The organism is Pseudomonas mohnii, assembly GCF_900105115.1.
Lineage (GTDB): Bacteria > Pseudomonadota > Gammaproteobacteria > Pseudomonadales > Pseudomonadaceae > Aquipseudomonas > Aquipseudomonas mohnii.
In genome coordinates, this window is sequence record NZ_FNRV01000001.1 from 3695614 (window position 1) to 3718475 (window position 22862).

Annotated in this window: 20 protein-coding genes; 8 read left to right on the plus strand and 12 right to left on the minus strand. The window is 61.6% G+C overall.

What is annotated here, in order from left to right; all coding sequences use genetic code 11:
- Positions 1 to 6: 6 nt before the first annotated feature.
- From metX to BLV61_RS17140, 4 genes are all read right to left on the minus strand, one after another.
- Positions 7 to 1146 carry a homoserine O-succinyltransferase MetX gene (gene metX / locus BLV61_RS17125; protein WP_090466581.1) on the minus strand — a complete coding sequence of 380 codons (1140 nt, stop codon included), beginning with the start codon at positions 1144 to 1146 and terminating at the stop codon, positions 7 to 9.
- Positions 1147 to 1351: 205 nt separating this feature from the next.
- Positions 1352 to 1939, minus strand: a complete 588-nt coding sequence (locus BLV61_RS17130; protein WP_047534529.1) for a YggT family protein — start codon at positions 1937 to 1939, stop codon at positions 1352 to 1354.
- A 24-nt stretch (positions 1940 to 1963) separates the two neighbouring features.
- Positions 1964 to 2782, minus strand: coding sequence for a pyrroline-5-carboxylate reductase (proC, locus tag BLV61_RS17135; RefSeq protein ID WP_047534527.1), 819 nt, complete (start codon positions 2780 to 2782; stop codon positions 1964 to 1966).
- 34 nt (positions 2783 to 2816) lie between these two features.
- Positions 2817 to 3503 (minus strand): YggS family pyridoxal phosphate-dependent enzyme, encoded by a 687-nt coding sequence (locus BLV61_RS17140; RefSeq protein WP_047534525.1) that lies wholly within the window; start codon positions 3501 to 3503, stop codon positions 2817 to 2819.
- A 57-nt stretch (positions 3504 to 3560) separates the two neighbouring features.
- Between BLV61_RS17140 and BLV61_RS17145 the strand changes: the two genes are divergently transcribed.
- Positions 3561 to 4595: a type IV pilus twitching motility protein PilT gene (locus BLV61_RS17145; RefSeq protein WP_090466583.1), complete on the plus strand. Its 1035-nt coding sequence runs from the start codon at positions 3561 to 3563 to the stop codon at positions 4593 to 4595.
- 125 nt (positions 4596 to 4720) lie between these two features.
- Here the strand turns inward: BLV61_RS17145 and BLV61_RS17150 are convergent, their stop codons facing one another.
- On the minus strand, positions 4721 to 5341 hold the full coding sequence (locus tag BLV61_RS17150; protein WP_047534519.1) for a C40 family peptidase: 621 nt from the start codon (positions 5339 to 5341) through the stop codon (positions 4721 to 4723).
- 250 nt (positions 5342 to 5591) lie between these two features.
- On the opposite strand from BLV61_RS17150, the gene BLV61_RS17155 reads away from it, so the two are divergent.
- The gene (locus BLV61_RS17155; RefSeq protein ID WP_047534518.1) at positions 5592 to 6023 is read left to right on the plus strand and encodes an NINE protein; all 432 of its coding nucleotides are present in this window, start codon (positions 5592 to 5594) and stop codon (positions 6021 to 6023) included.
- Positions 6024 to 6117: 94 nt separating this feature from the next.
- Here BLV61_RS17155 and BLV61_RS17160 read toward each other — a convergent pair whose 3' ends face one another.
- The 7 genes from BLV61_RS17160 to gshB all read right to left on the minus strand — a co-directional run bounded on the left by BLV61_RS17160 (position 6118) and on the right by gshB (position 12287).
- Complete coding sequence (locus BLV61_RS17160; protein ID WP_047534516.1) at positions 6118 to 7389, minus strand: dihydroorotase; 1272 nt, start codon at positions 7387 to 7389, stop codon at positions 6118 to 6120.
- Complete coding sequence (locus BLV61_RS17165; RefSeq protein ID WP_047534513.1) at positions 7386 to 8390, minus strand: aspartate carbamoyltransferase catalytic subunit; 1005 nt, start codon at positions 8388 to 8390, stop codon at positions 7386 to 7388. Before BLV61_RS17165 ends, BLV61_RS17160 begins: the two co-directional genes overlap by 4 nt.
- A gap of 27 nt (positions 8391 to 8417) precedes the next feature.
- A complete protein-coding gene (pyrR, locus tag BLV61_RS17170) occupies positions 8418 to 8921 on the minus strand; it encodes a bifunctional pyr operon transcriptional regulator/uracil phosphoribosyltransferase PyrR (protein ID WP_047534509.1) in 504 nt (167 codons plus the stop codon).
- 94 nt (positions 8922 to 9015) lie between these two features.
- The gene (ruvX, locus tag BLV61_RS17175) at positions 9016 to 9453 is read right to left on the minus strand and encodes a Holliday junction resolvase RuvX (RefSeq protein ID WP_047534506.1); all 438 of its coding nucleotides are present in this window, start codon (positions 9451 to 9453) and stop codon (positions 9016 to 9018) included.
- Positions 9453 to 10025 (minus strand): YqgE/AlgH family protein, encoded by a 573-nt coding sequence (locus BLV61_RS17180; RefSeq protein WP_090466585.1) that lies wholly within the window; start codon positions 10023 to 10025, stop codon positions 9453 to 9455. Before BLV61_RS17180 ends, ruvX begins: the two co-directional genes overlap by 1 nt.
- Positions 10026 to 10224: 199 nt before the next feature.
- Positions 10225 to 11124, minus strand: coding sequence for an energy transducer TonB (locus tag BLV61_RS17185; RefSeq protein ID WP_090466587.1), 900 nt, complete (start codon positions 11122 to 11124; stop codon positions 10225 to 10227).
- Positions 11125 to 11315: 191 nt separating this feature from the next.
- On the minus strand, positions 11316 to 12287 hold the full coding sequence (gene gshB / locus BLV61_RS17190; protein WP_047534501.1) for a glutathione synthase: 972 nt from the start codon (positions 12285 to 12287) through the stop codon (positions 11316 to 11318).
- A 345-nt stretch (positions 12288 to 12632) separates the two neighbouring features.
- On the opposite strand from gshB, the gene pilG reads away from it, so the two are divergent.
- The 6 genes from pilG (at position 12633) to BLV61_RS17220 (ending at position 22721) form a co-directional block, all read left to right on the plus strand.
- Entirely contained in the window at positions 12633 to 13037 is a 405-nt protein-coding gene (gene pilG / locus BLV61_RS17195; protein ID WP_047539125.1) for a twitching motility response regulator PilG, read from the plus strand.
- A 57-nt stretch (positions 13038 to 13094) separates the two neighbouring features.
- Positions 13095 to 13460 carry a twitching motility response regulator PilH gene (pilH, locus tag BLV61_RS17200; RefSeq protein WP_047539122.1) on the plus strand — a complete coding sequence of 122 codons (366 nt, stop codon included), beginning with the start codon at positions 13095 to 13097 and terminating at the stop codon, positions 13458 to 13460.
- Positions 13461 to 13470: 10 nt separating this feature from the next.
- Positions 13471 to 14010, plus strand: a complete 540-nt coding sequence (locus BLV61_RS17205; RefSeq protein WP_090466589.1) for a chemotaxis protein CheW — start codon at positions 13471 to 13473, stop codon at positions 14008 to 14010.
- A gap of 126 nt (positions 14011 to 14136) precedes the next feature.
- Positions 14137 to 16197 (plus strand): methyl-accepting chemotaxis protein, encoded by a 2061-nt coding sequence (locus BLV61_RS17210; protein ID WP_090466591.1) that lies wholly within the window; start codon positions 14137 to 14139, stop codon positions 16195 to 16197.
- Between the two features lie 49 nt (positions 16198 to 16246).
- Positions 16247 to 22261, plus strand: a complete 6015-nt coding sequence (locus BLV61_RS17215; protein ID WP_090466593.1) for an Hpt domain-containing protein — start codon at positions 16247 to 16249, stop codon at positions 22259 to 22261.
- Positions 22254 to 22721 carry a chemotaxis protein CheW gene (locus BLV61_RS17220; RefSeq protein WP_090466595.1) on the plus strand — a complete coding sequence of 156 codons (468 nt, stop codon included), beginning with the start codon at positions 22254 to 22256 and terminating at the stop codon, positions 22719 to 22721. The genes BLV61_RS17215 and BLV61_RS17220 overlap by 8 nt, the downstream gene beginning before the upstream one ends.
- Positions 22722 to 22862: the final 141 nt, after the last annotated feature.

A 22862-nucleotide genomic window follows, 5' to 3' on the forward strand; every position in this document is an offset into this window, starting at 1 on the left:
GCTATCTCACAACGTTATGCGGTTCATGTAATTGCCGAACGCCTGCAAGTAGCGCGGGATCGGAATCAGGAAGGCGTCGTGGCCCTGCGGTGCGTCGATCTCCAGGTAGCAGACGTCCTTGCGCGCGGCCATCAGCGCGTCCACCAGTTCCCGCGAGCGGGCAGGGGAGAAGCGCCAGTCGGTGGTGAACGACATCACACAGAACTTGGCGGTGGCACCGGCGAAGGTCTTCGCCAGGTCATCATCGAAATTGGCGGCCGGATCGAAGTAATCCAGGGCCTTGGTCATCAGCAGGTAAGTGTTGGCGTCGAACCGCCCGGAGAACTCTTCCCCCTGGTAGCGCAGGTAGCTTTCGACCTGGAACTCGACGCTGTGGAAGTCGTAGTTGAGCTTCTCGCTTTTCAGGCCGCGACCGAATTTTTCGCCCATGGAGTCGTCGGACAGGTAGGTAATGTGCCCGACCATCCGTGCCAGCATCAGCCCGCGCTTGGGGATCACGCCGTGTTCCTGGAACGAACCGCCATGGAAGTCCGGGTCGGTGAGGATCGCCTGACGTGCCACTTCGTTGAAGGCGATGTTCTGCGCTGACAGCTTGGGTGCCGAGGCGATGGCCAGGCAGTGCCGCACGCGGTCCGGGTAAGTGATGGTCCACTGCAGGGCCTGCATGCCGCCCAGGCTGCCGCCGATGACGGCTGCCCATTGGCCGATGCCGAGCAAGTCGGCGAGGCGCGCCTGGCTGTGCACCCAGTCTTCCACGGTCAGCACCGGAAAGTCGGCGCCAAACGGCTTGCCGCTCTCGGGATTGATACTGCTTGGGCCGGTGGAGCCGTTGCAGCCACCGAGGTTGTTCAGGCTGACCACAAAGAACTTGTTGGTGTCGATGGGTTTGCCGGGGCCGATGCAACTGTCCCACCAACCGGGTTTGCGGTCGTCGGGGCTGTGATAGCCGGCCGCGTGGTGGTGCCCGGACAAGGCGTGACAGATCAGCACGGCGTTGCTCGCCGTCGCGTTCAGCGTGCCGTAGGTCTCGTAAATCAGGTCATAGGCCGGTAGCGAACGACCGCAGGCCAACGCCAGGGGTTCGCTGAAGTGCGCCATTTGCGGCGTCACCAGACCAACAGAATCGGGGGGGAAGGCAGCTGGCATCGACCCTGCTCTCGTTGAAATGAGGCGTAAGTCTAAAGACCAGTGGGGTTAGCGGCAAGCAAAGGGCGGGCCTGATTTTCCTGAAAGACCGGGGTGCGGCCATCGCGGGCAAGCCAGGCTCCCACAGGAGTACAGATTCCCATGTGGTGAGCGGGGCTTGCCCGCGATGAGCGATGACTCGCTCAACCAGGCCGCCGCATCAGTGTCAGATCAGCCCGAACAGCTCTTTTGGCATCAGGGCGTAGTACGCCAGGCGCGGAATCAGCCAGCTCTGCAGCAACTGCAGCGCGATAAAGGCGAAGATGGGCGAGATGTCGAGGCCGCCCAGGTTCGGAATGATCCGGCGGAACGGCGCGAGTACCGGTTCAGTGATCTGCTGCACCAGCTCTGCGCCAGGGTTATGGCTGCCCGGAGCGACCCAGGACAGGATCACGCTGATGATCATCGCCCAGAACAGGATTTTCAAAAACAGCGCGAAAATGCCGATCAAACCCCATGGCACCAGGAACAGCACGTCCACCTTGTAGCCGCTGAGCAGCAGGATGACGGCGAACAGCACCATTTGCACGATCAGCGCCAACACCAGCGACGACATGTCCAGCCCGAACATGCTCGGGATGACCCGGCGCAGTGGCTTGAGCAACGGTTGAGTGGCCTTCACGGCGAACTGGCAGAGCGGGTTGTAGAAGTTCGCCCGCACCAGTTGCAGGATAAAGCGCAACAGCACGACCAGCAGATACAGGCTGCCCAGGGTTTGAATCACGAAAATGGCAGCGTCATTGAGTCCGAGCATCATTTATTCCTTTGTAAGAGCTGATTAGCGACCGAGTTGCTCAGCCATTTCGGCCGAGCGGTGCGCGGCGGCGCCCAATGCTTTTTCTACCAGTGCTTCGAAGCCGCCGGCCTGGAACGACTTGATCGCCGCTTCCGTGGTGCCCGCCGGCGAGGTTACGCGGCGACGCAGTTCAGCGGCGTCGACGTCGCTGGAGACCGCCATGTGAGCAGCGCCCAGTGCTGTTTGCAGGGTCAGTTGAGCGGCGATGTCGGCTGGCAGGCCGAGTTTCACGCCCGCGGCGGTCATGGCTTCGATCAGCAGGAAGAAGTACGCCGGGCCGGAACCGGAGACCGCGGTGACCGCGTCCAGTTGCTGCTCCTCGTCCAGCCAGAGGGCGATACCGACAGCCGACAGCAGCTCTTGCGCCTGCTGGCGTTGTTCGGCGGTCACCTGGGCGGTGGCGAACAAGCCGCTCACGCCTTGGCGCAGGAGTGCCGGGGTGTTGGGCATGCAGCGCACGATCGGTTGGGCGCCGAGCCAGTTATTCATGCTGGCGCAGGTGATGCCGGCGGCAATCGAAACCACCAGTTGCTCAGGCTTCAGGCTTGGACGGATCGCTTCGCAGACCGCTTTCATCGCTTGAGGCTTGACCGCCAGCACGACCACATCGGCACCGTCGATGGCCTGTGCGTTGTCGGCAAAGGTTTCGATGCCGTGTTCGGCGCTCACGCGGGCGCGGGTTTCTTCACCCGGATCGCTGGCGCGGATCTGCGCGGCGTCCAGGCCTTTGGCCCGCAGGCCGCCGATCAGACTGGCGGCCATGTTGCCGGCACCGATAAAGGCAATACGCGTCTTGCTCATGTCAGGTCCTTATAAAAAGTGTGTAAGCCATGGATCAAGGCTGTGAGTAGTCGCGAGCGCCAAACAGGGCCGTACCAATGCGGACCCAGGTGGCGCCTTGAGCGATGGCCGATTCGAGATCGTGGCTCATGCCCATGGAAAGTGTGTCGAGCGGCAGATGGAGGCTGGCTTGCAGATTCTGCACGGCAGCAAAGGCGGCATCCTGGGCGGCGCGATCTTCAGTCGGCTCGGGAATCGCCATCAATCCGCGCAACTTGAGGCGAGGCAGGGCGCTGATGGCATTGGCCAGGGCCGGCAGGTCGGCCGGGGTGCAGCCGGATTTGCTGGCCTCACCGCTGACGTTGACCTGGATGCAGATGTTCAACGGTGGCAGATCGGCAGGTCGCTGTTCCGACAAGCGTTGTGCGATTTTCAGGCGATCCACGGAATGCACCCAGGCGAAGTGCTCGGCGATTGCGCGAGTCTTGTTCGATTGAATGGGGCCGATGAAGTGCCAGATCAAGGGCAGGTCGGCCAATTCGAGCTGCTTGCCCAGGGCCTCCTGCAAGTAGTTTTCGCCAAAGTCGCGCAGGCCGGCGGCATAGGCTTCGCGCAGGGCTTGTGCGGGTTTGGTCTTGCTCACGGCCAGCAGCTGGACGCTGTGTTCGTCCCGGTTGGCGGCGAGGGCGGCAGCGCGGATGCGCGAACTAACCAGTGCAATGTTGTCTGCTATCGTGGACATTCAAGGGGCGCCAGCGGGTCTGAGGTTGGCGGCATTCTACTGGAATTGAGGCGTGCTATGGATATCACTGAGCTGCTGGCGTTCAGCGCCAAACAAGGCGCATCCGACCTGCATCTGTCCGCAGGCCTGCCGCCGATGATTCGAGTCGATGGCGATGTGCGGCGCATCAACCTGCCGCCCCTGGACCACAAGGAAGTGCAGGCGCTGATCTACGACATCATGAGCGACACCCAGCGGGTGGCTTTCGAGAAGCACCTGGAAACCGACTTTTCCTTTGATCTGCCTGGGGTGGCCCGTTTTCGGGTCAATGCGTTCAACCAGAGTCGTGGTGCCGGCGCCGTGTTTCGCACCATCCCCTCCAGGGTCTTGAGCATGGAGGCGTTGGGCATGGGCGATGTGTTTCGCAAGATGACCGACGCGCCCCGTGGCCTGGTGCTGGTGACGGGCCCGACCGGCTCCGGCAAGTCCACGACGCTGGCGGCGATGATCGATTACCTGAACAACCATCGCCACCACCATATCCTCACCATCGAAGACCCTGTCGAGTTCGTCCACGAGTCGCGCAAATGCCTGATCAATCAGCGTGAAGTCCATCGCGACACCCGCAGCTTCCCCGCGGCCTTGCGTTCAGCCCTGCGCGAAGACCCGGATGTCATTCTGGTGGGCGAGATGCGCGACCTGGAAACCATTCGCCTGGCGTTGACGGCCGCCGAGACCGGCCATCTGGTGTTTGGCACGCTGCATACCACCTCGGCGGCGAAGACCATCGACCGGATCATCGACGTGTTTCCGGGGGATGAGAAGTCGATGGTGCGTTCGATGTTGTCCGAGTCGTTGCTGGCAGTTGTTTCCCAGACCCTGGTCAAGAAGATTGGCGGCGGACGTATGGCGGCCCACGAGATCATGCTCGGCACGTCGGCGATCCGGAACCTGATCCGCGAAGACAAGGTGGCGCAGATGTATTCGTCGATTCAGGCAGGTGGGTCGCTGGGCATGCAGACGTTGGACATGGGGCTAAAGGACCTGGTGGCCAAGGGCCTGGTCAGCCGCGACCATGCGCGTGAGAAAGCACGGTCACCGGATAATTTCTGAGGGGAAGCTGTGGCGCTTTACAGGAGGCTTCGCGAGCAAGCTCGCTCTCACAGGGGAATGCATTCCAGTGTGGGAGCTTGCTCGCGAAGAGGTCGTTACATCGAAGCAGGTTCCAGCGGATGTAATCAGCGCTGAACAACCCGCATCGCGTTCTGATCTTTCGGCAGAACCCGTTTGGCAACGACGTAGTGGTTTTCCCAGTACGGCTTCTTCAGTGTGTCGATGGTCACCGACTTGCCACGACGTGGTGCGTGGATGAAGCGGTCGTTGCCCAGGTAGATGGCAACGTGATTGACTCGACGGCTCTTGATGTTGAAGAAAATCAGGTCGCCTGGCTTCAGGTCGTTGCGATTGACTTTCTCGCCGTGACCGCTGGCCATGGCATTGGAGGTGCGTGGCAGGTCAAACGTAGCGTCGTTGAACGCGTATTTCACCAGACCGCTGCAGTCGAAGCCTTTGCTCGGGCTGCTGCCGCCCCAACGATACGGCGTACCGAGGACGTTGACCGCACGGCTCAGCACGTTGCTGCTTTCCTTGTTCGCCATCGGCGGAACCAGGCCTTTTTTGTTGCTGGCCAGCTGTGGAGCGTGTTTGACTGATTTTTTGCTTTTGTTCGAAGGAGCAGAAGCATGGGATTTCGGGGTGTAACCATTAACGTTCGGAAGACGTTGCTCACGATTGGTGGCGTGGGCGGCCAGTGGCAATAATAGGCAAATGGTTAGCCATGTCTTTATAAATGGACGCATTAGGCAGGGCTCGTATGGGTTAGCGCGCAACTTTATAACAGCTTTTTTGTCCCTTCCGAGGCCGTTGGTCGATTCAACCTGGGGGTCAACGGAACCAAATGAGCGGCAAATTGACGCCATTGTCGGACAGAAGTCAGGTGTTATAAGGCTTTGACGGGAGACAACGTACCATTTGCCATACGTCGGGTGCTCGTAAAAAAGTCACAAAGAATTCAAGAATATTTATCTATCGTGTGAATCGAGGTCATCCATGAACACCTATCAACAACCTGTTCCCCACCAAGATACCCACAGCAAAGTGATTGGTTATCTGTTGTGGATTTTCGGTTTCACCGGCGCTCACCGCTTTTATTACGGCAAACCAGTCACGGGGACGATCTGGTTCTTCACCTTCGGTTTGTTAGGGATTGGCTGGTTGATCGACCTGTTCCTGATCCCGTCCATGGACCGTGAAGCCGATCTGCGGTTCACCGCTGGCCCGATCGAATACAACGTCGCGTGGATTCTGCTGACGTTTCTCGGGGTATTCGGTGTGCACCGGATGTATCAGGGCAAATGGATCAGCGGGTTGATCTACCTGCTGACGGGCGGACTGTTCTTCGTGGGGGTGCTGTATGACTTCTGGACGCTGAATGATCAGGTTTCGCTGCGTAACGCGCAGAATCGAGCTGCCTTTCAGTAAGCCATCGCTAGCAGGCTAGCTCCCACTCGGGATCTGTGAACCACACAAATCCCCCGTGGGAGCTAGCCCTGCTAGCGATTGGGGTGACACGGTCTCACGCCTGGTGACTGATCCGTCCATCCACCAAGGTGTAACGCACCAGGCCCGGCAGGCTGTGTCCGATGAACGGGCAATTCTCGCCTTTGGACAGCCAGGTTTCACCGGCCACGGTCGAAGCCGCAGGGTCGAACAGTACGATATCCGCCGCACCACCGACCGCCAGTTTGCCGGCCGGCAGGCGCAAGGCCTCGGCAGGACCGGCGCCAAGGCGCGCCAGCAGGGTCGGCAAGTCCAGCAAACCGTCTTCCACCAGCGTCATCGCCAATGGCAGCAGCAGTTCGACGCTGCTGATGCCGGGCTCGGTGGCACCGAACGGCGCCAGTTTGGCATCGCGCTCGTGGGGTTGGTGATGGCTGGAAATCGCCGACACCACACCTGACTTCACTGCCGCACGCAGACCCTCGCGGTCGGCGCGGGTGCGGAGTGGAGGCTGGACGTGATACAGACTGCTGAAGTCGATCAGCGCTTCGTCAGTCAGGATCAACTGGTACAGGGCGACATCCGCGGTGACCTTCAGGCCACGGGCCTGGGCCTGGGCGATCAGGGCCACACCGCGAGCGCTGGTGAGCTGGCTGAAGTGCGCGCGCACGCCGGTTTGCTCGACCAGCAGCAGGTCCCGGGCCAGGGCCACGGTCTCGGCGGTTTCCGGAATGCCCGGCAAGCCGAGGAAACTGGCGGTCGGGCCTTCGTGGGCCAAACCGCCTTCGGCCAGATCATGATCCTGGGAGTTGAAAATCACCGTCAAGTCGAAGGTTGCCGCGTACTCCAGCGCCCGGCACAGGGTGCGGGTGTTGCGGAAACTCTCCAGACCGTTGCCGAAGGCCACGCAGCCGGCATCGCGCAACGCGACCAGCTCTGCCAGCTGTTCGCCGTCCAGGCCTTTGCTCAGGGCGCCGATCGGGAAAACTTTGGTGTTGCCGGCCTCGCGGGCGCGGTCGAGGATCAGTTCGGCCACCGCCGAGGTGTCCAGTACCGGTTTGGTTTTGGGCGGGCAGCACAGGCTGGTCACGCCACCGGCCGCGGCCGCGCGGGTTTCGCTGACGATCGAGCCTTTACGGCTGTAGCCCGGTTCGCGCAGGGCAACGTTGAGGTCGACCAGGCCAGGGGCGGCCACCAGGCCTTTGGCGTCGAGGGTGTCGACGGCGACGAAACCGGCCGGTGCGGCGCCAATGGCGACGATCTTGCAGGCTTCAATGTGGATATCGGTAACTTGATCCAGGCCGCTGGCTGGATCGATCACGCGGGCGCCGAGAATGCTGAGCTTCACTGGGCGTTCTCCTGCTCGAATTGGCGCTGGGCAGTCTGCCCGCTCATGGCCATGGACAAAACGGCCATACGAATGGCAATGCCGTAGGTCACCTGATTGAGGATCACCGAGTGCGGGCCGTCGGCCACCGCCGACTCAATCTCCACGCCACGGTTGATCGGCCCCGGGTGCATCACGATGGCATCGGGCTTGGCGCCGGCCAGGCGCGCAGTGGTCAGGCCGAACAGGCGGTAGAACTCGCCTTCGCTCGGCAGCAGGCCACCGGTCATGCGCTCGCGCTGTAGACGCAACATGATCACCACGTCGACGTCTTTCAGGCCTTCGGCCAGGTCGGTGTAGACCTTCACGCCGTATTGCTCGATGCCGATCGGCAGCAGGGTTTTCGGCGCGATCACGCGGATGTCCGGGCAGCCCAGGGTTTTCAGCGCCAGCATGTTCGACCGCGCCACCCGCGAGTGCAGGATGTCGCCGACGATGGCCACCGAGAGGTTCTCGAAACCGCCCTTGTGCCGGCGGATGGTGAGCATGTCGAGCATGCCCTGGGTCGGGTGGGCGTGACGGCCGTCGCCGCCGTTGATGATCGCCACTTGCGGGCATACGTGTTCGGCGATGAAGTGCGCGGCGCCGGAGTCACCGTGACGCACGACGAACATGTCGGCCGCCATGGCTTCCAGGTTGCGCAAGGTGTCGAGCAGGGTTTCACCCTTGCTCGCCGACGACGTGGACACGTTCAGGGTGATCACGTCCGCCGACAGGCGCTGGGCCGCCAGTTCGAAGGTGGTGCGGGTGCGGGTGGAGTTCTCGAAGAATACGTTGCACACGGTCTTGCCGCGCAGCAGCGGGACCTTCTTCACCGCGCGGGCGCCGACCTCGAGAAACGAGTCGGCGGTGTCGAGGATTTCCGTTAACAGCTCGCGGCGCAAGCCGTCGAGCGAGAGGAAGTGGCGCAGCTGGCCCTGATCATTGAGCTGCAGCGGGCGCTTGGTTTCTAGAGGCGTCATCGCAAGGGGGACTCTCAATAGGGCGAATTAAAGGGCGAGGTCTTGCACTTCGAGCTTGAGCTCCGGGCCGGACAGCTTCACGCGCTCGTGGGCGGCGAGTGACAGCGTTGCACCCACCACGTTCGGGCGGATCGGCAGTTCGCCGGCGTCCAGGTCCAGCAGGCACACCAGCGTCACACTGGCCGGACGCCCGTAGTCGAAGAGTTCGTTCATGGCCGCGCGGATGGTCCGGCCGCTCATCAGTACGTCGTCGATCAGCACCAGGTGCTGCCCTTCGATTTCGAACGGCAGGGCAGACGGACGCACTTGAGGGTGCAGGCCGTTCTGGCTGAAGTCGTCGCGGTAGAAGGAAACATCGAGCGTGCCGAGGGGCTCATGGCTGCCCAGCTCTTTGAGCAGGGCCTGGGCGACCCAGACGCCGCCGGTACGAATGCCGATGTAACGCGGTTCGCTGATGCCACGGTGTTCCAGGTGTGCCTTGAGACGGATCGCCATCTGGCTGATCAGTTCGGTGGGATTGGGCAGGCTCATGGTTGCTCCTTCTTGGGCCCGAGTCGGGTTGTGCTTGGGTTGGCTCGGGTTGTTACTAAAAGAGCCGCATGGCGACTCTTCAGGATTGGGTGCATCAGGATTCGAACAAGGCGCTGTTTTCGTCGAGCCAGCCTTGCAGCAGCAGGGCGGCGGCGATGGCATCGACCGGGTTGTCGCGGTAACTGCCTTTCTGGCCGCCACGATCACGGCGTTCGCCCTTGGCCTCGAACGTGGTCAGGCGTTCGTCGTGGGTATAGAAGGGCAGGTTGAAGCGGCCATTCAGGCGACGGGCGAACTTTTCCGCGCGGACGCACATGTCGCTGGGCGTGCCGTCCATGTTCAGCGGCAGGCCGACCACCACGGCGTCGGGTTTCCATTCCTTGATCAGGGCTTCGACCTGATCCCAGTCGGGAATGCCGTTCTGCGCTTTCAGGGTACACAGTTCGCGGGCCTGGCCGGTAATCACCTGGCCGACCGCAACGCCGATCTGTTTGGTGCCGTAGTCGAATCCCAGGATCAGCCGCAGGGCCATCAGGCGTGCCCCGCCTGGCTGGTCAGCAGGCTGAGGTTGACGCCCAGGTGTCGGGCGGCCGCTTCCAGGCGCAATTCACAGCTGGTGTTGAACAGGATGTCGGCGTCGAACGGGCAGGTCAGCCAGGCGTTCTGCGCCAGTTCGGCTTCCAGTTGCCCGGCTTCCCAGCCGGCATAACCGAGGGCGATCAGGCTTTTCGCCGGGCCAACGCCGTCGGCGATGGCGAACAGGACGTCCTGGGAGGTCGACAGGGATAAATCGCCTTCCAGATCAACGGTCGCCTGATAGCTCTGCCCCGAAGGATGCAGGACAAACCCGCGATCGGTCTGCACCGGGCCGCCGATGAAAATCGGCACATGCTGGCAGAGTGCGGGTGGTTCGATATCCGGGCGCAATTGCTCGAGGATATCGGCCAGATTCAGGTCTTGCGGACGGTTGACCACCAGCCCCATGGCACCGTTGGCCGTGTGCTCGACGATGTAGGTCAAGGTGTGCGCAAAGTTCGGGTCGACCATGTGCGGCATGGCGATCAGGAATTGATGCTTGAGGTAGCTGGGGCTGACGTTTTTCATGAGCGCTAGTGTGGCGTTGGAGGGGCAAACTGACAAGCTGGGGATGCGCAGGAAATGCTGTAAATTGCTGTTGGCGACACAATGCCTGTAGGCGCGAGCCTGCTCGCGATAACCCTGAGAACACCGCGTAGTGTCAATCTTCCAACGTTATCGTTGACGACCATCGCGAGCAGGCTCGCTCCCACAAGGTTACGCGAGGTCAGTTGCTTGAGAGTCTGTCCCCACGGGCAAACTTCCAGGTGCGAATGATTTCCAGCCGGTCAATATCCGACAGATCCCCGGTAAATGGAGCAAAGGGCGCGGCCAGGCGCACGATGCGCTGTGCCGCCTGATCCAGCAACGGTTGCCCGGAGGACTCTAGCACCAGTACCTCATACAGCGAGCCGTCACGGTTGATCGACACCATCAGGCGCAAACTGCCGTAAATCTGTTGGCGCCGGGCTTCTTCGGGGTAATTGAGGTTGCCGATGCGCTCGATTTTCTTGCGCCAATCTTCCTTGTACCAGGCGCCCTTGTCTTTCATGGTCGAGGCGGCGCTCAGGCGGTGGATGCGCGGGCGCTTGGCGTACAACTGTTGTTCATTGGCCAATTCCGCTTCCAGGCTGGCGATGTCGCTGGACAACTGTTCAGTGTCAAACGTCGGCGCGGCCACGGCGGGTTTGGTGTCGGTCTTGGGTTCTTCGGTCTTGGCTGGGGCTTTTTTCTGCTTCGGCGCGACGGTGGTCACGGCCGCCTTGGGCGGGGCCTCCTGCACTTGAGGCTTGGCCGCTGGCGGTGGCGTGACTTTCTGAACCTTGTTGTCCTGGAACGGCGCGACCTCGGTGGTCTTGGGGATCGCCTTTTTATCCAGAGTGCCGCTGCCTTGCTGATTTTCCTGGGCGAGGAAGTCGGCTTTCTCAGGCTTCTTTTCGCTTTTGAAAGTGGCGAGGGTGATTTCCAGGGTTTTGCTGATTTGCTTGGGCTCGACCATCGTGAAGCCGACGCCCAGCAGCAAGGCCAGGTGAATCAGCGCCGCGAGAAACAGGGTAAAACCGAGGCGATCAGCCGGGCGCACGCCACGGTGGGCGAGTTCGGCGGGCAGATCGGACGGGAGGGTCATGGGGCAAAAAACCAACATCGCGTTTTCGTGGGCTGGGCATGATAACGCAATGTTGGTTTTTAGCTTCAAGCTTCAAGTGTCGAGCGACAAGATGTAGGGGGGCAGCCTCAAGCTGCAAGCCTCAAGCTACAAGCCTCAAGCCTCAAGCCTCAAGCCTCAAGCTACAAGGGAGAGGCAAACTCGCGTGCGCTTCAAGCTTGGAGCTTGGAGCTTGCAGCTTGCAGCTTCTTGTCGATAGCCTCCATTAGCAGGCCGCCAATGTCGGTACCGAACGCATTATCGATCTCGCGAATGCAGGTCGGGCTGGTGACGTTGATTTCCGTCAGGTGCTCGCCAATGACGTCCAGACCCACGAACAGCAGGCCTTTTTCCCGCAGGGTCGGGCCGACTTGCGCGGCGATCCAGCGATCTTTCTCGGTCAGCGGACGCGCTTCGCCACGGCCACCGGCGGCCAGGTTGCCACGGGTTTCACCCGCGGCGGGAATGCGCGCCAGGCAGTAGTCCACCGGTTCGCCGTCGATCATCAGGATACGTTTGTCACCATCGATGATGGCGGGCAGGTAGCCCTGGATCATGATCTGCTGCTGACCGTGCAGGGTCAGGGTCTCGAGGATCACCGAGAGGTTCGGGTGGCCTGCGGTGTGGCGGAAAATCGACGAGCCGCCCATGCCGTCCAGCGGCTTGAGGATCACGTCCCCGTGGTGGTCGGCGAATTCGCGCAGCACATCCGGGCGACGGCTGACGATGGTCGGCGGCGTGCACTGCGGGAACAGCGTGGCGAACAGTTTTTCGTTGCAGTCCCGCAGGCTCTGCGGCTTGTTGACCACCAGCACGCCAGCACGCTCGGCCTGCTCCAGCAGATACGTGGAGTAGACGAACTCCATGTCGAACGGAGGATCCTTGCGCATCAGGATCACGTCCAGATCACTGAGCAGGGCGTCTTGCTCGGCTTCCAGCTCGAACCATTTTTCCGGATTGGCGAAGACCTTCAGCGGACGCATCCGCGCCCGGGCCTGGCCTTCTGCCTGGTACAGGTCGCGCTGTTCCATATAGAACAGTTCCCAGCCGCGCTTCTGCGCGGCCAACAGCATGGCCAGCGAGCTATCCTTTTTATAGGAAATGCTGGCAATAGGGTCCATGACAATCCCGACGCGAACGCTCATGGGTGTTTCCTCGAAAGTGGGGGCGTATGTGTGACCTGTAGGAGCGAGCCTGCTCGCGATGGGCTTGAGGGCGCCGCGTTTTTCCAGCCAGCCTGCGTCATCGTTGACGACCATCGCGAGCGGGCTCTCTCCTACAAAAGATCAGGCCGTAAAGTGGCGTCAGAGTGGCGCTGAGTGTGTTCCCGGTCAAGGAAAAACCACCGCGAAGGCTGGCCGATAGATTGGTGTTGGAGACTGTGCTAAAAAGGCTGCCAAGTGGTACTGGCCCTTGAACATCAAGGGTTTCGAGCCCTCCGGTTACCGGAAATGGACAATTTGATTCGCAAAGGCGACGGCAGAGCATTTATGGAACAGCATTCCAGCGCCTTGAAGGTCATGGTGATCGACGACTCGAAGACGATTCGTCGCACTGCCGAAACGCTGTTGAAAAACGTGGGTTGTGAAGTGATCACCGCCATTGACGGTTTCGATGCCCTGGCCAAGATCGCCGACAATCACCCCGGAATCATCTTTGTCGACATCATGATGCCGCGCCTGGATGGCTATCAGACCTGCGCTTTGATCAAGAACAACCAAGCGTTCAAGTCCACGCCAGTGATTATGTTGTCGTCCAAGGACGGGCTGTTCGACAAGGCCAAGGGGCGTATCGTCGGCTCCGACCAGTTTTTGACCAAGCCTTTCAGCAAGGAAGAACTGCTGAACGCGATCCAGGCCCATGTTCCGGGCTTTGCCGCCGTTTTGCCGCAGTAAGACACCTACAGTGACGCTCGGCCAACGGGCCTGGCGCCGACAAGAATGGGGAAGACCATGGCACGTATTCTGATCGTCGATGATTCGCCGACTGAGATGTACAAACTGACCGGTATGCTGGAAAAGCATGGTCATGAAGTATTGAAAGCCGAAAACGGCGCCGACGGCGTGGCCCTGGCCCGCCAGGAAAAGCCTGACGCCGTGTTGATGGACATCGTCATGCCCGGCCTCAACGGGTTTCAGGCGACCCGTCAGTTGACCAAGGACCCGGAAACCGGGCATATCCCGGTGATCATCATCACCACCAAGGATCAGGAAACCGACAAGGTCTGGGGCACGCGCCAAGGGGCCAGGGACTACCTGACCAAACCCGTCGACGAAGAAACCCTGATCAAGACCCTGAACAACGTATTGCCCGGTTAATCGTCCAGCCATGAGCGAGTCACTGACCGCCTTCGAGCTTCTGCTGCAGATCGACCAGCGTTGTCGTCTGCTGGCCGCGGACTTGCCGTCCCAGCCGCCCCGGCAGGACAGCTGGAGCGGCATCGGCTTTCGCGTGGGCGAACACTGGTATGTCGCGCCCATGGGCGAAGTCGGCGAAGTGCTGCACGAGCCGCGCTTCACGCAACTGCCCGGGGTCAAACCTTGGGTCAAGGGCGTGGCCAACTTGCGCGGGCGGTTATTGCCGATCATGGACCTGTGTGGCTTTTTTGGTTACGAACTGTCGAACGCGCGAAGGCAGCGACGGGTATTGGTGGTGGAGCACGAAGATGTGTTTGCCGGCTTGATGGTCGACGAAGTCTTCGGCCTCCAGCACTTCGCTCGGGACAGCCTGGAGGCCCTGCCCGCTGACGAATTGCAGGGGCCGATGGCGGCGTTCGTCGAAGGCTGTTTTCAGGGCGAACAGCATTGGCGGGTGTTCAGCCCGTTTGCGTTGGCGCGATCCCAGGGCTTCATGAACGTGGCCGTGTAAACCCTGTGGGAGCGAGCCTGCTCGCGATTGAACGATAACGCGGTTTTCCTGATGCGCCGCGGCGCCTGAATGAGCAAGCTCGCTCCCACAGGTACTTCGGCAAGCTTTAAAGGGTGTTGGTGACCGATGATAAAAGCAAAAACAGGCAAGCCAATGGAAGGGTCGCGCAGTCGGTCGCAGATCATCGTGCTGTTCATCGCACTGATCATCTTCATCATGCTGCTGTTCGCCAACTTCGCGTACCTCAACACCCAGGCCACCTACGATAAGCAGTACATCGGCCACGCTGGCGAATTGCGCGTGCTGTCCCAGCGCATTGCCAAAAACGCCACCGAGGCCGCTGCCGGCAAGGCCGCGGCGTTCAAGCTGCTCAGCGATGCGCGCAATGATTTTGCCCAGCGCTGGGGCTATCTGAAGAAAGGCGACCCGGCGACTGGCCTGCCGCCAGCGCCGGCTAGCGTGCGCCCGGAAATGCGCGCCGTGCAGCTGGATTGGGAACGCCTGCTGAAGAACACCGACGCCATTCTTTCCAGCGAGCAGACCGTGTTGTCGTTGCATCAGGTGGCCGCGACGCTCGCCGAAACCGTGCCGCAGTTGCAGGTCGAATACGAAAAAGTGGTGGAGATCCTGCTGCAACGCGGCGCTCCGGCGGGGCAGGTGGCGATGGCCCAGCGTCAATCGCTGCTGGCTGAACGGATTCTCGGCGCGGTGAACACGGTATTGTCCGGCGACGAAAACTCGCAGCAGGCCGCCGACGCTTTCGGTCGTGACGCGGCGCGTTTCGGTCTGGTGCTCAACGGCATGCTTCAGGGCAACGTGTCGCAGAGGATCAGCCAGGTCGAGGACCGCGATGCGCGCGCACGACTGATCGAGATTTCCGAGCTGTTCGAGTTCGTCTCCGGCTCCGTGGATGAAATCCTCGAAACCTCGCCCGAACTGCTCAAGGTGCGCGAATCGGCCACCAACATTTTCAGCCTGTCGCAAACCCTGCTCGATGAAGCCTCGCACCTGGCCAGCGGTTTCGAAAACCTGGCGGGTGGGCGCACGACCGATACCATCGGCGGTTACGTGCTGGGTTTGTTGGCGTTAACTTCGATCATCCTCATCGGTTTGGTGATGGTGCGTGAAACTAATCGCCAACTGCGGGAAACCGCCGAGAAAAACGAGCGCAACCAGAACGCGATCATGCGTCTGCTCGACGAGATCGAGGACCTGGCCGATGGCGACCTGACGGTCACGGCATCGGTCACCGAAGATTTCACCGGCACCATCGCCGACTCGATCAACTATTCCGTGGACCAACTGCGCGACCTGGTGGCGACCATCAACCTGACGGCCGGCCAGGTCGCGGCCGCCGTGCAGGAAACCCAGGCCACCGCGATGCATCTGGCGCAGGCGTCGGAGCATCAGGCGCAGCAAATCGCCGAAGCGTCTACCGCCATCAACGAGATGGCCGAGTCCATCGATCAAGTGTCGGCCAACGCCGCCGAATCTTCGGCGGTGGCCGAGCGTTCGGTGGAAATCGCCAACAAGGGCAACGAGGTGGTGCACAACACCATCCACGGCATGGACAACATCCGCGAACAAATTCAGGACACCGCCAAACGAATCAAGCGTCTTGGCGAGTCATCCCAGGAAATCGGCGACATTGTCAGCCTGATCGATGACATTGCCGATCAAACCAACATCCTCGCGCTCAATGCGGCGATCCAGGCGTCCATGGCCGGTGATGCCGGGCGCGGCTTTGCGGTAGTCGCCGATGAAGTGCAGCGTCTGGCCGAGCGCTCATCCGCGGCGACCCGGCAGATCGAAACCCTGGTGCGGGCGATTCAGACCGACACCAACGAAGCCGTGATTTCCATGGAGCAGACCACCACCGAAGTGGTGCGAGGGGCGCGGCTGGCGCAGGATGCCGGTGTGGCCCTGGAAGAAATCGAAGGGGTTTCCAAGACGCTGGCGGCGCTGATCCAGAGTATTTCCAACGCCGCGCAACAACAGACGTCGTCTGCCGGTCAGATTTCCCTGACGATGAATGTGATCCAGCAAATCACGACGCAGACCTCGTCAGGTTCCACCGCCACCGCCGAGAGCATTGGCAACCTGGCGAAAATGGCCAGCCAGTTGCGGCGGTCGGTGTCCGGTTTCACCTTGCCGGCCGCCCAGGCGCAGGCGACGGACAACGCTTGAACCGCCTTCGGGCGTTGGCATTTTGACTGAAGTGGTAACTGGAGTGGTTATGGGTGATCGGCACGACTATGTGGCCCTCGAATGGGTCAAAGGCGAGATTGCCGAAACGCTGAAGCAGGCTCATCACGCCATCGAAACCCTGCTGGATGATCCGCAGGCGACGCACGCGCTGAGCGATTGCCTGGCGTGCATCCATCAGGTTCACGGCAGTTTGCAGATGGTCGAATTCTACGGCGCGGCCCTGCTCGCCGAAGAGATGGAGCAGCTTGTGTGCGCCCTGCAACAGGACCGCGTCAGCCACCGTGACGAGGCACTGCACCTGTTGATGCAAGCCTTGGGGCAATTGCCGATTTACCTCGACCGGGTCCAGGGCGCGCGTCGCGACTTGCCGCTGGTGGTGCTGCCGCTGATCAACGATCTGCGCAGCGCCCGTGGTGAAGGCCTGTTGTCCGAGACCAGCCTGTTCAGCCCACAGTTGCCTGATCTGCCGCCCCTGGATGAGGAATCGCTGGCGCTGCTGGAGCCGGTGGAGCTGCCGAGCGTGCTGCGCAAATTGCGTCAAATGTTGCAGATGGCCCTGGTGGGCTTGCTCCGTGAGCAGGATGACGAGGCTAACCTCGATTATCTGGCCAAGGTATTCAGTCGCCTCGAAAGCCTGTGCGGTAACGCACCCTTGAGCCCGTTGTGGCAGGTCGCTTCGGCGCTGGTCGAAGGCATGCGCGGCGGTGCGATTGCCAACAGCCCCGCCTTGCGCAGCCTGTTCAAGGACGCCGACAAAGAACTCAAGCGTCTGCTCGAACAGGGCATGCCCGCGATCAATCAACCGGCGCCGCCGGAGCTGCTCAAGAGTTTGCTGTTTTACATTGCCAAAGCCGAACACCCCACCGGGCAGATGCTGACCATGAAAGATCGCTACGGACTGGACGATGCGCTGCCTGACAGCGCGATGGTCGATGAAGAACGCGCACGGCTGGCCGGTCCCGACCGCGATGCCATGCGTTCGGTATTGGCGGCGCTCTGCGAGGAGCTGGTACGGGTCAAGGAGCGTCTGGACTTGTTCGTGCGCAGCGACCGTCAACACGCCTCCGATCTCGACAGCCTGTTGGCGCCGCTGCGGCAAATCGCCGACACCCTGGCGGTGCTGGGTTTCGGTCAGCCGCGCAAGGTCATCATTGACCAATTGGCGGTGGTGCTGAGTCTCGCCCAGGGCCAGCGTGCGCCCGATGACGCGATTCTCATGGATGTGGCCGGGGCCTTGCTCTATGTCGAGGCGACGCTGGCCGGCATGGTCGGCACCGTGGAGCCGGAGAGTCAGGAAGAAAGCCGTCTGCCGACCACCGACCTGACACAGATTCACCAGATCGTGATCAAGGAAGCGCGCATCTGCCTGCAACAGGCCAAGGACATGATCGTCGACTACATCGACGCCGATTGGGACCGTCAGCACTTACAGGCGCTGCCGGCCCTGTTGACCCAGGTTCGCGGTGCGCTGGCGATGATTCCGTTGAGCCGCGCGGCCAGCCTGATCGAATCCTGCAATCACTTCATCCGTGAGCACCTGCTGCTCGATCCCGGCCAGCCCGACTGGCAGGAACTGGACAGCCTGGCCGACGTTATCGCCAGCCTCGAATACTACCTGGAGCGCCTTAACGATGACCCGGAAGCCCCCGGTGAGTCATTGCTCGATATCGCCGAAAAAAGCCTGGCGTCACTCGGTTTCTTCCCCAGCGAACAGCATGTGCCAGTACTCGAGGATGTGTTGAGCCCGAGCGAAGCGCAGGTCATGCAACAGATGCAGGAACTGGACGGCCCGGCCATCGCCCAGACCCTGGCGGATGTGATGGCCAGCCCGGTCTCGGCGCTGAACCCACCCGCCCTGACCACGCCGGGCAGCCTGCTGCCGCCGCCTGCCGGTGAAGCGCCGGTGGATGACGAACTGCGCGAAGTGTTCCTCGAAGAGGCCGACGAGGTGCTGCAAATCCTTCGGGAATACTTGCCGCGCAGGTCGGCCGCCCCCGATGACCCGTCAGCCCTGGGGGACGTGCGTCGCGCGTTCCATACGCTGAAGGGCAGTGGTCGAATGGTCCGTGCGCTGGTGCTCGGCGAACTGGCCTGGGCCGTGGAAAACCTGCTCAACCGCGTGCTGGAGCACAGCGTCGCACCGTGCGCTGCCGTGCAACAACTGTTGGCTGATGTGGTAGCGCTGCTGCCGGAACTGGTGGCCGAATTTGCCGCCGGTGCACAACGCCAGCGCAACGACGTCGACCAACTGGCCGCCCGCGCCCATGCCCTGGCCAAGGGCGAGGAATGGGCCGTCGATGAAGATACCCAGGACGTCGCGGCCCTTGATCCCTTGCTGCTGGAGATCTTCCGCAAAGAAGCCGAAACCCATTTGAACAGCCTCAACCGCTTCCTGGATCAGGCTGCCGAACACGTGCCGCTGCAGGCCAGCGATGAGTTGCAGCGCGCCTTGCACACCCTCAAGGGCAGTGCGTCGATGGCCGGGGTGTTGCCAATTGCCGAGCTGGCCGCGCCTCTGGATCAACTGGCCCGGGAATACAAGGCCCACCAGATCGCCCTGGATCTGGACGAAGTCGAATTGCTGTTGGAAGCCGAAGGTTTGTTCCGCCTCGGCTTGCGCCAACTCAAGACGGACCCGTTGGCCGAGATCCCTGACGCTGTGGCCTTGATCGAGCGCACCCAGGCACTGTTGGCCGAACGTCTGGCCAGCCTGTCGAACACCCCGAGCACAGGGCTGCGCATCAAGCGCGATCCGCAATTGATCAACAACTTTCTGGCCCAGGGCATGGACATCCTGCTGGACGCCGAAAGCCTGTTGCAACGCTGGCAGCAACACCCTGGCGAACGCCAGGAACTCAGTGCGCTGCTGGATGAATTGACCACCCTCGGCGAAGGTGCGCACCTGGCCGATCTGCATCCGGTGGACGAATTGTGCGAAGCCTTGCTCGACCTTTACGGTGCCGTTGAGGAAAGCAGTCTGGCGGTCAGCGAGGCGGTTTTCCAGGAAGCGCAAAGTGCCCACGAAGCGCTGATCAACATGCTTGATGAACTGGCTGCCGGCCAGGAAGTCAGCCCGTGTCCGGAAAGGATTCGTGCCTTGCACGGTTTGCTCGATCAGAGCCTGGACCCATCGGCCATGGGCCTGATCCGTAGCGACGGCAGCCGCACCCTGAGCATCCGCGAACTGTCCGATGTCACCGCCGAACTCGAAAACAGCCTGCCCCCCGTGGGCGCTGGCTTGCCAGCGATGGTCGTCAACGATGACGCGTTTTTATTGGAAAGACACGGTGTCGGTGAGTCCTTCGCTGGCAAGCCAGCTCCTACAGAGAACCGTGGTAAGGACCTGGACGACGAGATTGTTTCGATCTTCCTCGAAGAGGCCGTGGATATCCTCGAAAGCGCCGGCCAGGCCTTGCAGCGCTGGTTGGGTGAACCGCAGAACGTCGCGCCGCTGTCGTCCTTGCAAAGGGACATGCACACCCTCAAGGGCGGTGCGCGCATGGCCGAGGTCCAGCCGGTCGGTGACCTGGCCCATGAACTGGAAAACCTCTACGAAGGCCTGGTCGACCGTCGTTACAGCTACAGCGTCGGGTTGACCGATTTGCTGCAACGCAGCCATGAGCGGCTGGCGCAATTGCTTGAGCAGCTGCAACAGCACCAGCCCTTGGGCGACTCGAGCGAGTTGATCGACGCGATCCGCGTGTTGCGCCAAGGGCAAACGGGCCACGCCGATATGATCGAACCTGTGGCCAGTCATGACTCGGCCCATCACGACAGCGAGCTGCTGGACATCTTCCTCGAAGAAGGTTTCGACATCATCGAAAGCTCCGGTGCGGCGCTGGTGCGCTGGCAGGCCGAGCCGTCGAATCGTCAGGAAGTGGAAACCCTGCTGCGCGACCTGCACACGCTCAAGGGCGGCGCCCGTATGGTGGAAATCGCCCCGATCGGCGATTTGGCCCATGAGCTGGAGTTTCTTTACGAAGGTTTATCCACAGGGGTGCTGAAACCCACGTCGGCGTTGTTCGAGCTGCTGCAACGCAGCCATGACCGCCTGGCGCAAATGCTCGACGCGACCCGCGCCGGCGACCCCTTGCCGCCGGCCGATCGGCTGATCGACGCGATCAAGAATTTCAGCCACCCGGCGCTGCCTGAAGCGCCAGCGCCAATGTCGCTGCCCGTCACCACAAAAACCGAAGCCCCGCAGCAGCCCGATGCCGGGGCCGACATGGTCAAGGTTTCGGCGGAACTGCTCGATGACCTGGTCAACCTGGCCGGCGAGACATCAATCTTTCGCGGCCGCATCGAGCAGCAGGTCAGCGATGCGCAAATCGCCCTGAACGAGATGGAAACCACCATCGAACGGATGCGCGATCAACTGCGTCGACTCGATATCGAAACCCAGGGCCGGATCCTCAGTCGCCAGCAAGTCGACGCCGAACGTCTGGGTTACGAGGAGTTCGATCCGCTGGAGATGGACCGTCACTCGCAATTGCAGCAACTGTCGCGGGCGCTGTTCGAATCGGCCTCCGACCTGCTCGACCTCAAGGAAACCCTCGACCGGCGCAATCAGGACGCGGAAAACCTGCTGCAACAGCAAGGCCGCATCAACACCGAACTGCAGGAAGGCCTGATGCATACGCGCATGGTGCCGTTCGAGCGGATGCTGCCGCGCTTGAAGCGCATCGTTCGTCAGGTGTCCGAAGAGTTGGGCAAGGACGTCGAGTTCATCGTCGAAAACGCTGAAGGCGAGATGGATCGCAACGTGCTCGAACGCATGGCCGCACCGCTTGAGCACATGCTGCGCAACGCCGTGGACCATGGCCTGGAATCTGCCGAGGCGCGAATAGCGGCGGGTAAACCGGCACAGGGACGGATCACCCTCGATCTGTTGCGCGAGGGCGGCGACATCATTTTCGATATCCGCGACGACGGTGCCGGCGTTTCCCTGGAGGCGGTGCGGCGCAAGGCGATCAAGCGCGGTTTGCTCGATCCGAACAGCGAGATCAGCGACCGCGACGTGCTGCAATTCATCCTGCAGCCGGGGTTCTCCACAGCCGAGAAAATCACCCAGATTTCCGGGCGGGGCGTCGGCATGGATGTCGTGCATGAAGAAGTACGGCAACTGGGCGGCAGCATGAGCATCGATTCCGTGCGGGGGCAGGGCGTGCACTTCCGCATTCGCCTGCCGTTCACGGTGTCGGTCAACCGCGCGCTGATGGTGCAATGTGGCGAGGATCAGTACGCGATCCCGCTGAACACCATCGACGGGATCGTCCGCGTATTGCCTAACGAGCTCGAAGGGCATTTCCGCCTCGACCCGCCGACCTATGAATACGCCGGGCAGCGCTATGAACTGTGCTACCTGGGCGAACTGCTGAAAACCAGTCCACGGCCAAAACTGCTGGGCCAGAACCTGCCGCTGCCGGTGCTGCTGGTGCAGTGCAACGAACGGCACATCGCGGTGCTGGTCGATGCCATGGCCGGCACTCGCGAGATCGTGGTCAAGAGCCTCGGCCCGCAGTTCGCGGCCGTGAAGGGCGTCTCCGGCGCGACGATCCTGGGGGATGGCCGGGTGGTGCTGATCCTGGATTTGCTGGCGCCGATCCGCGCCCTGCAAGCCCATGTGCCACAGCGTCCGGCGAATCCCGATACCGAGAGCGAGCCGCAACGGCCGTTGCTGATCATGGTGGTCGATGACTCGGTCACCGTGCGCAAGGTCACCAGCCGCTTGCTCGAACGCCACGGCATGAATGTGCTGACGGCCAAGGACGGGGTCGACGCCATGCTGCTGCTTGAAGAACACATGCCCGACGTATTGCTGCTCGACATCGAAATGCCGCGCATGGACGGTTTCGAAGTGGCAACGCTGGTGCGCAGCGACGAGCGTTTGAAGCACCTGCCGATCATCATGATCACCTCGCGCACCGGGCAGAAACACCGCGACCGCGCCATGGCCATCGGCGTCAACGACTACCTCGGCAAGCCGTACCAGGAATCGGTACTGCTCGAAAGCATCGCCCTATGGAGCAAAACCCATGCTTGAGCGGCTGATCGACCAGCGCACTAGCCACCTCACCGGCCTCTTGCTGCCACTGGCCGACCGTAACCTGATCCTGCCCAACGTCGCGGTCGCCGAACTGATCGACTACCAGCCCGCGGCATTCGACCTCGACACGCCGCCCTGGTATCTGGGGCGAGTACCGTGGCGCAACCGGCAAATCCCGCTGCTCAGTTTCGAGTCGGCGTGCGGCAGTAAAATCATCATCGGTGAGCGCGCCCGAATCGTCATCCTCAACGCCCTCGGCGGCCGCCCCGAGCTGAAATTCATCGCCATGCTGGTCCAGGGCATTCCCCGCTCGTACAAGCTCGACAGTCAGTTGAGCTATGTCGACGTGCCGTTGTGCTCGCTGGAAAAAGCAGCGGTGCAAGTCGGCGATCAAGTGGCCAGGGTTCCGGATTTGCTGGCGTTGGAAGAGTTGTTGGTGGAGGCGGGGTTGGTCTGACTGGCCCCATCGCGAGCAGGCTCGCTCCCACAGGGTTTTATGGACGCCGCAGACCCAATGTAGGAGCGAGCCTGCTCGCGATGGCGTCCGACGGTTCAATCATTAACCTGACCGTAACAATCCACCGCGCTGCTTGATTGA